The organism is Streptomyces sp. NPDC030222, from assembly GCF_055573115.1.
This window is the reverse complement of record NZ_JBVICA010000029.1, coordinates 39888-53637: the sequence shown is the minus strand read 5'-3', so window position 1 is coordinate 53637 and position 13750 is coordinate 39888. Positions and strand designations below refer to the sequence as shown.

The window sequence follows — 13750 nt, the reverse complement described above, 5'->3', positions numbered from 1 at the left end:
TCTCCGGCTCTGCCAGCTACCCCCAGGTGGCGGACCGCCGTACGGTTTTGAGCGCGTTCAAATATGGTTGAGGTTCGGCCGATGCCGAGCGCGTCCTCGACGAGCGGCGGCTGGTAGGCCCACTCGGCGCGGAAGACGTCGCGGAGCCGCTCGGCCTCCGCCTCGATGCCGCGCTTGCGGCCGGCGCGATTGAGCGCGGACTGGATCGCCTGGGTCGAACGGCCTGAACGGACCGCCTACCAGGCGACCCCTGTACCGACGCGGGAGCTCCTCGGACACGAACGGATTGTCGCACCTGTCGGCGTGCACGCGAATGTACTCAGGCGCGTCTACCGCCGTGCTGGGTTACATGCGGACCTGCCACCGCCGGTCTGCCTCAGCGCGAGCCAGTTCGGTGTCGTACTGGCCCCCGTCAAAGTGAAACTCGGGCGGTCGGGCTGCCGGGGCGTAAGGAACCTGCCAGTCCGACCACTGCACAATGTCCCCGAACCGCTGCACGACCACGGACAGGAAACCGCAGCAACCGCCAGTGCACTCGGGTTCCCCCAGCTCCACGCGCCGCGCTTCGCTGGTCGCCTGCAAGGGACTGGCGCGGCCGGAGGGCAGCGCATCAGCTGCGAACGGCCCGCGGCCCCCTTCTCCGACTGCGCCTTCGACCACGTCCTCGCCGTTGACCCAGAACCGCAGCTGAGCAGCGAACCGGGGCCCCGGCGGCAGGACTCTGATCTCCAACCGATCGAACATCAGGCCACCCTACGGGGCCTGCCGACGTCGACACGCGTCCCAACCGACGCCACTGAGCCGAGCACGTTCAGGTGTATCCGGCTGAGCGCTTCGCCGAGTACGCGGACAGCGCCCGCCAAGGCGCTACCGAGGGCTATTCACCCCTCGCCAACAGCCTTCCTCACCAACACCATGCCGGGGAGGTCGGCCGAAGGTCGTAGTGGCCCGCGGAAGATCTGCCTTTCGCAAGATCCGCCGTCCCGGTGCGACGGGTGAGAGTGGCAGCGCCGCCGGACGTCGTCGGCGTCCGTCCGTCCGTCTCACCGAGGAGCACACCTCTCATGGGTAACGTGAACTTCGAGATCCCCGCCGCGACCGTGCTGGGCCCCCTGTTGGCCGTGTTCTGCCTGGTCCTGGGCATACGCGGGGCACGCCGAAGGCCCGGGTGGACGGGAGGGCAGGCCGTGACCCGACTGGCGGGGGCCGGGTACGCCGCCGCCGTGCTCAGCCTCACGGTCCTTCCCCTAATCGTGAACTGGGGCGAGTACGCGAACCAGATGCCCTGGCAGAGTCAGGTCGAGCTCGCCCCCCTCCTCCACGCCGACCTCCGCGGCTTCGCGCTCAATGTGCTCATGCTGGTCCCGTTCGGGCTGCTGATCCCGCTCATGTCCGCGAAGGGCTCGTCACCGCTGCGGGTCACCGGCCTCACAGCGGCGATCAGCCTGACCATCGAGATGACCCAGCTGCTCATCTACGTCCTGTTCAACGACCCCCGGATCGTGGAGGTCAACGACCTCATCGCCAACACGCTCGGGGGAATGACGGGTTACCTGGTGTTTCTCCTGCTGTCCCGCGCCCCGGCCATGGCGCGCATGCTGCGCACCTTCGCCCTGCCGGGTTCGGCGATGGCCTCGCAGGACACGCACCACGACACGAATCCACCCGTCACCCGCCCGTCGGGCACCGGCGTCCACACCGTCCGGTGACCGGACCCACCGGAACGCCACGGAGCCGGCTCCGGCCCTGACCGCCTCGATCACGGCGTTCACGCTGATCCGGGCCCAAGCGGCTCGTCCGACGGCCGCTGGGTTGGATTGACGGCGCCACCGACGATCCGGCCGTTCGTCCGCTCCCACGCGGCCCTGGGGCTGCGGCTCAGCAACCTGATGCTCCGCGTTGCCCGCGTGCCAGTCCCAGGAACTGAAACCGTGCGCAGCGTTGGCCTGCCTGAATTCAAAAACGGCGTCGTGGCAACCGACACGATGCTTGATTGCGATCCCAAGCCGCAGGAGGACGAATGAACCGTTCCACGCCGACCGCCGACAGGGGAGTCCTGCTTTTTCTCAATCGAAAGCAAGAGATGCAGTACGGAAGCACGGAATTCATCCGACAGTTCGGCGGATCAGCCGAAGAGCTATACGGACAGCCGTTCCACAACCTTGTCGTACCCAGCCTCCGTGAGTCCCTGAACAGTGACTTGAACCAGCTGCTCAGTGGTGCCCACGACCAGTTCACGCACCAGATCCCGCTGCTGCGACAGGCCGCCTCGCCGTTGACCGCCACGCTCACCGCCACGGCTCTGCACGGCAGTCGACCGGGCAGAGCTGTGGCCGTACAACTCGTCTGCACGGCAGGCGGACCGACTCCGGGCGAGATGGCTGCAAAAATCCTGGAAGGAACTGCAGCCGGGTTGACATCGGAAACCCTGGCGTCGAATTTATTCATCAGCCGCCAGACCGTCGAATACCATATAGGCCGCCTACTGCGGAAGTTCGGTGTGCCGAATCGGGTGGCATTGGTTGCACGCGCCTACTCGACGGGCATTCTAAAAATTGATGCCTGGCCGCCCCGAGTGACCGATGACGTCATCAAATAGGAACCCGAACGACGTCACAAGGATAGGCACTCCGCTCCCACTGCGAGGCCATGCTACTCATCGCCACTCGGTTCCCGGTAGGGCATCGCCGCGATATTAGTGGATCCACTAAATCCTCGACGCCAGAGCTCAGGTTTTCGCTGGTCGCGGCGCTACCGACGGGGCGACGTGCTGTGCATGCAATTCGTTTTGACAGCGGCAGGCGAAAAAGCATGTAACTTGATGACCGGTCAGCGGTAGCGACATCGCTCAACCGTCCCACAGAGGAGAAACTCCATGAAACAAAGCGTCAAACGGGCGACCCTGTCCGCACTCACGACCTTCGCTGCGGCGGTCTCACTCACCGTCGCCACCACGCCGCAGGCGTTCGCGATCAACCAAGTCGAATGCGGCCGGAGCGACTTCCTCACCGTGTACTGGCATGTAGAAGCGGGGCTCTCTTGGTGGACCAAGGAAAGCTGTTTCGCCAACGCCGGAGAATATGATATGGACGTGCATGGGACCGAGTGGCTTAATGAAATCTCGACCGGCAACAACCGGGTCCAGTGGTACGGGGACGGAAAGTGGCAGCCCGCTAAGCCGATCGGCAAGTGGACCGTCTACACCTTCCCGAACCACCCGGGCGGGGTCAAGCTGGACAAGATCAGGATCCTCTGAACCGCCGGTGATATCGGGGACGGCGATCCTGTCCGATCACTGTCCCCCTCTGGCGGGGCAACTTTGCCACGGCCCCAAGGACCGATGAACCGGAATGCCGCTGGCGTGTGAGCGAGCAGAGATGGGATCGTGCCCCGCGTCGCGCGGGACACGGTCCCACACCTCGACGTTGACCGAAGCGGTGTGGGTGCAGCCGACGCGATCGTTATCCACTGTAGCCGTCACACAACGTATGCGTTTCACGGAGAGCAAGGCAGAGCCGGTCCTCGTGAACATCGACCCCGGACAGATCGGGCCGCCTCCCGAACTCGGGCTCATGAACAGAGCCAACCCCCCGCACGGGCCCTCGCCGCTACTCCCCCGTAGGAGCCGGGAAGGCGGCTAGACTCGCGAACTCAGCTCTCCAGCAAGCGAATTCCGGAAGCGTCCCGGCACGCCGGCGCCGGGCCCGGGGCGAGGAGTCGCACGGTCGTGAACTCATCCGGGGCAGTCGTCGACGTGTCCAATGTGTGCTGGTCGGAGCGGATCCCGCCGCTCGGTGAACGTGCTCCCCGGCTGGGACGCCTCGACGTGCTGTGCGAGGCGTGGCGGCGGAGCCGGGGCCCCGGGGCGCCGCTGACGCTGATCGCGGACTCCTCGCTGCGCCATCAGGTGCCGCCCGGGGAGCGGCGTCGCCTGGACGCCATGGTGCGCGCCGACGAGATCCGGCTCGTGCCGGCCGCCGATCCCGAACTCCTCACGCTCGCCCGGGACTCGGGGCTCCATGTGATCAGCCGAGACCAGTTCCTCGACCTGCGGCGCGCACACCCGTGGATCCCGTCGGCCGCCGCGCGTTTCCTGGCCTGGCGGCAGGGCCCGGACGGGCTGGAGTTCGTGCCCAGCGGGGTACGGGAGGTGCCCGAGCAACGGAAGTCGCGGGCGGAGGAGGCGAAGGAGCTCATCCGCGGCAGCGGCATCGACGTACGGCGTACGGCGCACCGCCGGGTACTGGAGCAGGACTGGCGCTGCGTGTCCGCGGCCTGTCTGCACGCCGCGCTGTGGCCGGAACGCCTGTTGCTGTGGCCGGACATCGCCCGGCACGACGGTACGGCGCTCTGCCCGGCCTGCGGCTCACGGCTGGAGCCCGCCGGCGAGCGGCCCCCGGTCCGTGTGATGGTGGTGTCGGAGGACAGCACCGACGGGGAGATCCTGCGCTTCCCTCTTGCATCGGACGGCGCGGTGATCGTCGGCCGGGGTTCGCTGCCCCACGGGGTGGACCTCGCGGGCGACGGCCTCCCGCATGCCGCGGCCACCCGGCGCGTCAGCCGCAAGCACCTGCTGCTGCGGCTGACGGGTCCCGAGGACCGACGGCAGGACGCCCGTCTCGCCGCCACGGAACTGGGTTCCACGAACGGGACGGTGCTGCGGCCGGCCGGCGCACCCGGAAGATCCCGGGTCCTGGTGCCCGGCGAGGAGACGGTCCTCGGACCGGACGACGAACTGGTCCTCGCGGACGCGGTGCGGCTGCGGCTCTCCGGGCGCGCGCACTTCCCCGGGGAGCGGGTCCTGCCGCCGCCCTCGTCCGGGCCGACTGCGGTCACGACCGAGCTCGCCCGGTGACCGGTCGAGGCGGTCGTCGCCCTGGGCGAGGGGACGCCCGCCGTCGACCTGCCGCCCGGGCCGGCCCGCCCGAGGCCTCCCCCGGCGCGCCCCACGAGCCGCCGCGCTGCCGGTACGCCGGGAATACGGGCCGGGAGCCCCAGCCGTAGTTGACGCAGCGTCATGATCCTTTTAATCAAAGGCATTTGACGTGCGAATACACCCCGGGCCTGAGCCCGCTCCGATATCATGGCGAGGTGCTGGTAAGCCTGACTGTGGTGGGGGCGGCACGCCAGTCCCTCACCAAGACGCTGGCCGTGACGGGCGCGGACGCCACGACGGTGGTGCAGTCCGCATGGTTACCGGCCGTGCCGCCGGGCCTTCCGCCCGCCGGCATCACCGCGGACCCACGCCGCCCCGGCCTGGTGTCCGTGACACTGGAGTGCCTGTGGCTCGGCACTCCGGCCGCCCGGGACGACGCGTTCGGGTACCTGGGGGCCCTCGTACGGGCACTCGCCGACGCCGCGCAGCGCGCAGGGGGTGTGCTGCACGCCCCGGGGGTGCGGCTCGGCACCTCCTCGCCACCCGCCGCCGGAGACCCGCACATCCTGTACGTCACCGACGAGGCGGAACAGGAAGTCCTGGTCAACCTGTTACGACGGCACAGCCCCGCGCTCATCGCACTGTGCGGCCGCGGGACGATCGGCCCCGGCCCGCAGGACCGCGTCGGCTCGCGCTGGCTCGCCGACTCCCGTGAGCACCTCACCACCCGCTACCTCGCGTCGGCCGACCCCCGTCACCTCGACCACGTGCGAGCCGACATCCGCCGCCGGGACGGCATCGCCGATCTGACCCGGATGGACATCGCCCCCCTCGCGCGGGCCGCGGACCGCCCCGCCGCCGTGCTCGTGCGCTGTCTGGACGCCCAGCTGTCCCTCACCGACCTGCGGGCGCAGGCCCTGCTGCTCGCCGCCCTGGCCCTCTTCGCCCGGCGCAAGGTCCGCTCCGGGAACCGCGAGGGGAACATCCCGCAGGCCACCCTGGAGAAGAACCGGGCCCGCGCCGTCACCCAGGGACTCCGGGCCCAGTTCCTCCAGGAGGCCGGCCGCAGCGCGAAGCCGGACGGCGGTCGCGGTGCGAAACCGGAGGGCGCCCGGGGCGCGAAGCCGGTCGAGCCGGTGGCCGCCCGGGACAGCGTGCGGCGGCTCCTCGACGACCTGCTGCTGCCCCTGGGGCGGCTGGAGGCCACGGCCGAGGAACTCGTCCCGCTGCTGGTACCGGTCGACGGCCCGGCGACGGGACTCCCGCCGATCCGGAGCCAGGACCTCCTCGCGACCGCCGCGAGCCGCGGCGTCCGTGAACTGGCCGACACGGCCGACCTGTTGCTGCACGACCACCGCCCCGGCGGACTCGTCCTGGAGTCCCTGCGCCGGGAGGCGCCGGGCCGGGTGGAGATGCTGCTCGGGTCCTGGACCCAGCGCCTGCAGCGTGCCGAGCTGCCCCGCCAGTCCGGTTCCGGCGGGCGGCGCCGCCAAGGCGGCGAGGACCGCGGAGGCAAGCGCCCCCGCAGGGGCGGCGACCGCGGCTCGGGCTCCGACCGCGGCTCGGACTCCCGCTCGGGATCCGGCGCCGCCTCGGACTCCCGTTCCCGTTCCGGCTCGGACTCCCGCTCGGGATCCGGCGAGAACGGCAGGGGGCGCGGCCGGGGCGGCGGCGCGGCCGGCAGGGCCGGCCAGGAGCGGCGCGGCGGCAACCGCCGGGACCGCACGGACCAGCAGGACCGCGGACGTCCCCGCCGCCCCGGCGAAGGCACCGATCCCGGCCGTCAAGGGCACCGGGACCGGGAACCGGACGGCCGCGGAGGGTCCGCCGACCGCGGCGGCGCCCCGGGCACGGACACCGGACGGGGCCGGGGCCCCGGCGGCACGTCCGCCCGCGAACCCGGAACACCAGGCACCGAACGCACCACACCGCGCACCGGAGGAAGCGAGTCGTGACCACAGCGCAGGCCCCGTCGGCCGCCTTCCCCGACAGCCAGGTCGACGTCGTCCTCGACCTGCGCCAGTGGCCGGTGCCCACGGACGGCCAGGACGCCCTGGTGACGCTCTGGCAGCAGCTGGAGCCCGGACTGTACGCCCAGCCGCTGACCGCAGGCGGGCAGCACGTGTGGGAGTCCGACGCCGGACGCATCACCGTGGAGATCGTGCGCGTGGCCCAGGGGACCGGACCGGCCGCCGAGCACACCCGGTTCGCGATCGCCGCCGTACGGCAGCGGTCCGCGCTGGTGTACCGGTGCGCGACGTGCGAGCGCGCGGGCGGCTCGGGGTACGGCTCCTTCCGCTGCCGCGGCTGCGCCGACGCGGGGCGCCCCGACCGGATGTGCGTGGACCACGCGGTGGTGCTGGCCGGGTCGCTGCTCCCCTCGTGCCCGGACCACCGGCCCTCGTGCCGGGGCTGCTCCCGGTCCGCGGTCTTCTGGTGCGCGGGCCGTGACTGCCGGGCGTCGGTGGCCTGGTGCGAGCAGCACCGGCAGCGCCATCCGCAGGACCCCGACACCGACTACTGCCCCGGCTGCTACAAGCGCGCCTTCCCGGTGTGCGAGGAGCCCGGCTGCTCCGCGGTGGGCACCGCCGAATGCGACTGGCTGGACACCGCGGGCCACCCCTGCGGCCGCTCGGCCTGCACCCGGCACGCCCGCCGCTGGCAGGTCTTCGGGTACGAACGCGTCGGCATCGGCCTGTGCCGCGCGCACAGCGACGTGCGCTCCCTGTCCCCCGACGGGATCCTCTGGCAGATCTGCGGCACCGCCGGGCGCCGCCGTGGCCAGCGGATGCCGTCCCTCGCCGCGTTCGGCCACAACCTGCGCAACTCCGGACACCGGGAACTGGCCCTGGACTACCGCTCCATCCGCGCCCACCTCACCGCCCTGCACTCCCGGATTCGTGGCGCGGGGACGGCAGCGGTCCCTGCCCTACGGGCGGTGGAGCGCGCGGCGGGCGACTGGGACCGTCAGTTGCAGGACCTCATCGGCACGGCCCAGGAGGGCGAGGTGCTGGTGGCCAGGCTGCGTGCCGTCGTCCGTGAGCTCGACCACCGCTTCGGTGCCGAGATCGCGGACGGGCTGACCCTCGCCGAGTACAAACCCGCGCGTTCGCCGGGCTCCGGGGGTGACCTGTGGATCCGGGTGCCCGACCACCTGAGGGGGAAGTTCATCGGCCCGCAGGGATCCCGCATCAAGGAGTACAAGGCACGCCTGGGCATGGAGATCAAGCTGGAGGACGGCCGCAGGAGGACGTCGCGATGAGTGTGCCGATGCCCAGTCCCGACCGTCACCGGCTGTACGCCGTGCCCGCGGGCGGTCCGCTGACCGGTCAGCGGATCGGAGTCGCCCCGTCCGCCCTCCCTCCGGGCGCGGGCCCCTGGGGTGTGCCCGCGCTGCTCACGGTGGGCACCGGGACCGCGCAGGTCCCCGCCGCCGTCCGGCTGGTGCCGCTCGCCGCCGTTCCCGAGGGCGTCGTCGCCGTCAACGAGACGCTCGCCCTGCAGCTCGGCCTCGGCGAGGACACCGAGCAGCCGGCCTGGCGGCTGGACGCCGTGCCCGTGGAGCCGGTGAAGTCGCTGACGCTGGAGTCGTCCGTGGAGGCGCCGTTCGACGTGCTGGCCCGCGAGCTGTCCGACGCCGGGCTGCCCGGAACACTGCTGTGGGTCCCTCCCGAGGAGCGCGCCGAACTGTGGCTCGACGTCCAGGGATCGGCCTCCTACCGCGTGAAGTCGCTGGAGGCGGGCGGGCGGCGCGGTGTCCTCGTCGAGATCGGCGAACGCACCGACGTGGACCTGTTCGTGTCCAGCGCCCGCAACGGCGTGGACATCGTGATCCTCGCCGACTGCTCCGGGTCGATGAGCGTCCCGGACGTCCCCCGGTTCAGCGAGGGCGGTGCGCACGGCGGCTACCACGGGTCCGCGCGACTGCAGGGCGTCCCCCGCATGGAGGTGCTGCGCAGCGCACTGAACGACCTGCTGGCGATGCGGCTCGGCATCAGCGGACGGGTGTCGCGGTTCGCGATGCTGAAGTTCACCCACACCACGGCGCATGTCTTCCCACGGGCCGGCGGGATGGCCGAACTCGACGCGGGCTCGGCCGGGCCGGCGGTCGATGAGTTCCGCAGCGCCGTGGCACTGTTGCGCCCGGAGAACGCCGGCACCGACATCGGCAACGCGCTGCACGAGGCGGCCAACCTCCTCTATCTGCACGGCAAACCGGGGAACGAGCGGCTGATCGTCCTCGTCAGCGACGGCGCGCACTGGACCCGCCGGGGCAACGACGGCGTCGGCGAAGTGGTCTACGCGGCCAAGGAACCCGTCAGTCTGATGGAGCATCTGCACGGCAACACCAAGGTGCGGCTGCACGCCGTGGGCATCAGCACCCACGCGATGTACCGGCGCTGGCTCGCCGAAGGCAACGTCGGCGGTGAGGCGTTCGAGCCGAACCACGAGCTCCTGCAGCAGCTCGTCAGGGTCGGCGGCGGCGACGAGGCGGCGATCGGCGGCTTCGACGTGCTGGCGCGCTACTTCTCCGGTCTCGGCGCCGGCATGACGCGCCGCATCGCCCTGGGCCAGGCCCGGCACCCGCGTCCGGACACGGCACTGCCGCAGCCGCTCGCCGAGATGCTGCACCGGCTCGGCGAGCGGCTGCGGCAGAGCGTGGCGCACGGCCCGGCCCGCGACGGCGGCGCACTCGATGTGCCGCGGCTCCGCTTCCGGCTGACGGAGTGCGCCGGGAACGTCATCCGGGAGTCCCGGCGAGCCCTGGGCATGGAGCTGTTCCGGCACAAGCCCGTCCAGATGGCGCTGGTCAGGGCCGTCAGCACCCTGGAGACCCGGCCGAGCCAGACCTTCGACCGCGACATGGCGTCCGCGTTCACCCCGGTCCGGCCGGCGTCCGTACCACCGGCGCTCGGCCCGGCCCTGGACGCCGTCCGCGCGCTGCTGGACCGGCTTCGGGCGCAGGACGGCGGGCCGTGGGACACCGCGCGCCGAATCGCCTGGGTGGCGGAACTGACCGAGGAGATGGCGGGGCTGGCGGCCGTCCTGGCCTCCCTGGCGGACGCACCGGCCCCACCGGAGGCAGCCGTGCCCGCTCCCTCCGCCGTACCGGTACCGGGCGGGTCCGCACCGGACGGCGGTCACGGACCGGGGCCCGCGTACGGGCAGGACCCGGCCGCGGACCACCGCGCCCGTCCGGACGGGGTTCCCGCCGACGGCGCGCGGCCGCACGACGGTTACGACCGCACGGACAACGGGCCGTACGCTCCCGCCGCCGCGGCCGGGTACACCCCGACCGCCCCCGACCCGGCCGCACAGCCGTCAACCGCCACGGCACCCGTGCTGCGCTACCGGGGTGAGGAGTGAGCCGCTCCTCACGGTGGCAGCCCGGCTGGCAGTGCGGTCCCCCCGACCGTCCCGACGAGTACACCCTCGAGAGCTTTGTGCACGAGGGCGGCGAGGGCGAGGTCTGGCGCGTGTCCCGTCGGCACCGTGACGGCGACGAGGGGCTCTGCGCCCTGAAGATCCTGCAGCCGGAACCGGCACACGACCACCCGCAGGGACGGGCCGCCTGGCGCGAACGCTGGGCCGACAGCGTCCACCGGGGAGCCTCGCTGGGCATCCCCGGCCTGGTCACGCCGATGAACTACTTCTTCGGCCCGCTGCCGCACCCCGCCCACCAACGGCCCTCGCACGAACAGATCTTCTACCTGGTCTCGCCCTGGCTCGACGGCACCCCCGCCGACCGCTGGGCCCGGTCGACCGCGGCCGACGAGGTCGCCCGGGCGGAGGTGCTGCGCGCACTGTGCGTGATCGTGGACCGGCTGCACGACCGCGGCTATGTGCACCGGGACATCTCCGGGGGCAATGTGCTGGTCGCCGACGACGGACAGGTCCGTCTGATCGACCTGACGTTCCTCGCCCCGCTGGACAGGGCCCTGACCGTGGCTCCCTACACACCCGGCTACGCCCCCGGCGAGGAGGAACGCCGTCGGCTGTGGCCGGATCCGGCGCGGGACCGCTTCTCGGTCGGTGCGCTGGCCCGGACGCTGCTGCTGCCCGCCATGGCGCGGCTGGAGGAGCACGACGACCCGGTACGGGTGACCCATCGTCAACTCCTCGGTGCGGGCTACCCGGTGCACGTCGCCGACTGCGTGGTCCGCGCCCTCGACCCGGATCCGGCACGTCGTCCGTCGCCGCTGTCGGCGTGGGCCGAGGAGTTGCGGGACTTGCTGGCCGCCGCACGGGACGCCCCGCACTGCTGCGTGGACGTGCTGCCGGGCGGCACCGGCCATCCCCTCGTGATCACCGGCGGGCCGTCCGGCATCCGCTGCCACGCCCCGGCGGGGGCGCAGCCGGACCCCCCAGCCCTGGCGGCCGGCGCTCCCCGGTCCGTGAGCGAGCTCGCGTGTCTGCTGGATCCGCACGGCAGGCCCGCGGTGGCCGCGACCGACGGTCAGGGGACGCTGTGGCTGGGTACGGAGGCCGGGTGGCGGGAACTCGCCACGGACGCCCGGGGCGTCGTCGCCCTCGGCACTCCCGGGGCCCCGCCGCTGCTCTGGACCGGCCACGGCTCGGGAATGCTCATGTACCGCTGGACCTCCGGCAGCGAGCCGCGTGCACGGTCGGCACCGGCCCCGTCGGCCCTCACCGTGCTGGCCGCCGCCCGTGACCACCGGGGCCGTCCCTGTGTCCTCGCCGGGCTGTCCGACTCGGTGGAGCTGTGGACCTGGCCGGAGTCCGGCACCGGCGACCCGGACCGCAGCCCGGTCTGCGCCGGCCCGGCCCGCCGCGCCGCACTCGCCCTCAACACCTGGGGCGAACTCGAGGCCGACGTGCTCCGGCCCGACGGCGGCCGGGAGACGTGGTGCGACCACTTCGCCGACGGCTGGCTGTGCATGGAGCGGGAAGCCCCCGGCGATCGGCCGGAGACCGCCGACGTGGCGCTGTTCGGCAACCGTCGGGCAAGCGCCCGGGCCTGCGCCACGTCCGAGGCCCTGACGGTGACGATGTCCGCCGAGGACTCCGCGGCATGGCGGCTCCCGGGCCCGGCACTGAGGGTACGGCTCACCCAGACCTCCGACGGCCGGCTCCTCGCCGTGTACCTCACCGAGGACGGGCCACGGAGCGTATGGGAGGAATGGACGGGAGTGCAGGGCCCGGAGCAGCGGCTGAAGAGCGTCTGAGACGGCCGGACGCCCGGATGGCTCGGGCGTCGCGGGGGACGGGCGGTGCGGGGGCAGGCGTCGCGGGAGCGGGCGTCCGGAGCCGGGCGGGCGCCGCCCGGGCGTCAGGGGGGTGCGCCTGCTCCCGACTTCGGCGGGCCGCCGCCGGTTTCCGCACCGGGCTGCGGTTCGCCGGTCCGCCCCTCGTCCTCCTCGAGGAACTGGACGATCGCCAGCACGAAGAGCAGGACCAGGACGATGCCGACGACGACCCAGGCCGTCGGATAGCTCCACAGCACGTACACCAGGACGGCCGCGGCGACCAGGATCCAGGTGATCCACGTCCGGTAGCGGTGGACGAACGGGCCGACCGGACCGGTGCGCATCCCCGCCCGGTCGGCGGTGTGGCGGGCGGCCTCGATGCCGGAATCCCAGAGCTGCCGTACGAACGTCGCCCACCGGCCCCGGCCGGTCAGCCAGGCGGCCAGCGCGATCACCACGCCGAGGACCACCACCGTCCGGACGGTGGTGCGCAGGTAGCGCGTCAGCGTGTCGTAGACGGCCCCGGCGGCGGGCTGCGAGACGGTGTCCGGCAGGGAGTTCAGATAGACCACCCGGAAGACGGTCAGGCCGGCTCCGAGGAGGAGCAGCGAGAACGCGAACCCGAGCGCGGCGGCGACCAGCACACGCCGGCGGTGGGTGGAGAGCAGCACCCCGGCGGCGACCAGCAGCACCGCGAGCACCGGCAGCCAGAACCCGGCGATCTGCAGCAGCCGGACGTAGGTCTTGACCTTGCCGATGTTGTCGGACCGCAGGACCGTGATGTCGGTGTGCACGTCGGGGATCCGTGCCGCGACGGTCAGCCCTTCGTTGACCAGGCGCTGTTTGACCTCGGCCACGACCGGGGCGAGGTCCACGGTCACCGAGTCGTTCTTGATCCGGACGGCGCCGTCGCTGCCGGTCAGGGCCTTCTCGACGGCGGTGTGGATCCGGCGGTTGGCCTCGACCCAGATCTTCTGGAAGGTCTCGGAGGCGATGATGTCCTGCGTCTTGTCGTGGACGAAGCTGCGGACGGCGTTCTCGAGCGTGCCGCCGAGCTTGCCGAGGGCCTTCTCCAGGAGCGGCCGGTCCTTCGGGGCCACGCCCTCCAGCAGCGCGGGCAGGTCGATGTGCTCCATCACCGCGTTGGTGACCCGGTTCGCGGCGGCGGCCTGGATGGCCGGATTGGACGCGAGGGGGGCGACCGTCGCGACGTAACGGTCGGTGTCGTCGAGTTCGTCCGCCGTCCAGGCGGCGACGGCGCCGAGCGGGGCGAGGATGCAGCCGATGACGATGAGCAGGGCCGAGAAGAAGGCCCGCCACCGGTGGTGGGTGGCCCCGGGCCGGGCCCGCTCGGCCTCCAGCGCGGTGAGGCGTGCGTGCAGCCGGTCCAGTTCGGAGCGCCCGGCGTCCGGTCCCTGCGACGCACCGGCAGGCCCCTCACCGGGCCCTGTTGGTCCGTTCTCCGGCATGCTGCGTCCTCCCCGAGTGCCTGTGGGTACGCCTGCCAGCAGACCCCTGGGCGCGGGCCCGCGCGAACGCTCGGAGCCGTCCGGGTGAAGGCCCCCGACGGCAGCCACCCGGACGGTCGAACGCGGACGTCGTACGAAGTCGGTCCTCTACGGACGTCGTACGAGCATGTCGTGCACGGGACCGTACGAAGACGTCG

10 protein-coding genes are annotated in these 13750 nt (G+C 72.2%); 8 read left to right on the top strand and 2 right to left on the bottom strand.

Annotated elements, in window-relative coordinates:
* Positions 1-345 precede the first annotated feature (345 nt).
* Positions 346-744, bottom strand: a complete 399-nt coding sequence (locus ACZ4Z5_RS30465; protein ID WP_468268893.1) for a hypothetical protein — start codon at positions 742-744, stop codon at positions 346-348.
* Between the two features lie 320 nt (positions 745-1064).
* Here ACZ4Z5_RS30465 and ACZ4Z5_RS30460 point away from each other — a divergent pair, with 320 nt between their 5' ends.
* The 8 genes from ACZ4Z5_RS30460 (at position 1065) to ACZ4Z5_RS30425 (ending at position 12063) form a co-directional block, all read left to right on the top strand.
* Positions 1065-1709 (top strand): VanZ family protein, encoded by a 645-nt coding sequence (locus tag ACZ4Z5_RS30460; protein WP_468268890.1) that lies wholly within the window; start codon positions 1065-1067, stop codon positions 1707-1709.
* A gap of 311 nt (positions 1710-2020) precedes the next feature.
* Positions 2021-2599, top strand: a complete 579-nt coding sequence (locus tag ACZ4Z5_RS30455) for a LuxR C-terminal-related transcriptional regulator (protein WP_468268887.1) — start codon at positions 2021-2023, stop codon at positions 2597-2599.
* A gap of 276 nt (positions 2600-2875) precedes the next feature.
* On the top strand, positions 2876-3256 hold the full coding sequence (locus ACZ4Z5_RS30450; RefSeq protein ID WP_468268884.1) for a beta/gamma crystallin domain-containing protein: 381 nt from the start codon (positions 2876-2878) through the stop codon (positions 3254-3256).
* A gap of 471 nt (positions 3257-3727) precedes the next feature.
* Complete coding sequence (locus ACZ4Z5_RS30445; protein WP_468268881.1) at positions 3728-4855, top strand: FHA domain-containing protein; 1128 nt, start codon at positions 3728-3730, stop codon at positions 4853-4855.
* A 236-nt stretch (positions 4856-5091) separates the two neighbouring features.
* Positions 5092-6831, top strand: coding sequence for a hypothetical protein (locus ACZ4Z5_RS30440; RefSeq protein WP_468268878.1), 1740 nt, complete (start codon positions 5092-5094; stop codon positions 6829-6831).
* Positions 6828-8138 (top strand): hypothetical protein, encoded by a 1311-nt coding sequence (locus ACZ4Z5_RS30435; protein WP_468268876.1) that lies wholly within the window; start codon positions 6828-6830, stop codon positions 8136-8138. The genes ACZ4Z5_RS30440 and ACZ4Z5_RS30435 overlap by 4 nt, the downstream gene beginning before the upstream one ends.
* Complete coding sequence (locus ACZ4Z5_RS30430) at positions 8135-10243, top strand: vWA domain-containing protein (RefSeq protein ID WP_468268873.1); 2109 nt, start codon at positions 8135-8137, stop codon at positions 10241-10243. The genes ACZ4Z5_RS30435 and ACZ4Z5_RS30430 overlap by 4 nt, the downstream gene beginning before the upstream one ends.
* Entirely contained in the window at positions 10240-12063 is a 1824-nt protein-coding gene (locus ACZ4Z5_RS30425; RefSeq protein WP_468268870.1) for a serine/threonine protein kinase, read from the top strand. The genes ACZ4Z5_RS30430 and ACZ4Z5_RS30425 overlap by 4 nt, the downstream gene beginning before the upstream one ends.
* A gap of 104 nt (positions 12064-12167) precedes the next feature.
* Here ACZ4Z5_RS30425 and ACZ4Z5_RS30420 read toward each other — a convergent pair whose 3' ends face one another.
* Complete coding sequence (locus ACZ4Z5_RS30420; RefSeq protein WP_468268867.1) at positions 12168-13553, bottom strand: hypothetical protein; 1386 nt, start codon at positions 13551-13553, stop codon at positions 12168-12170.
* Positions 13554-13750 lie beyond the last annotated feature (197 nt).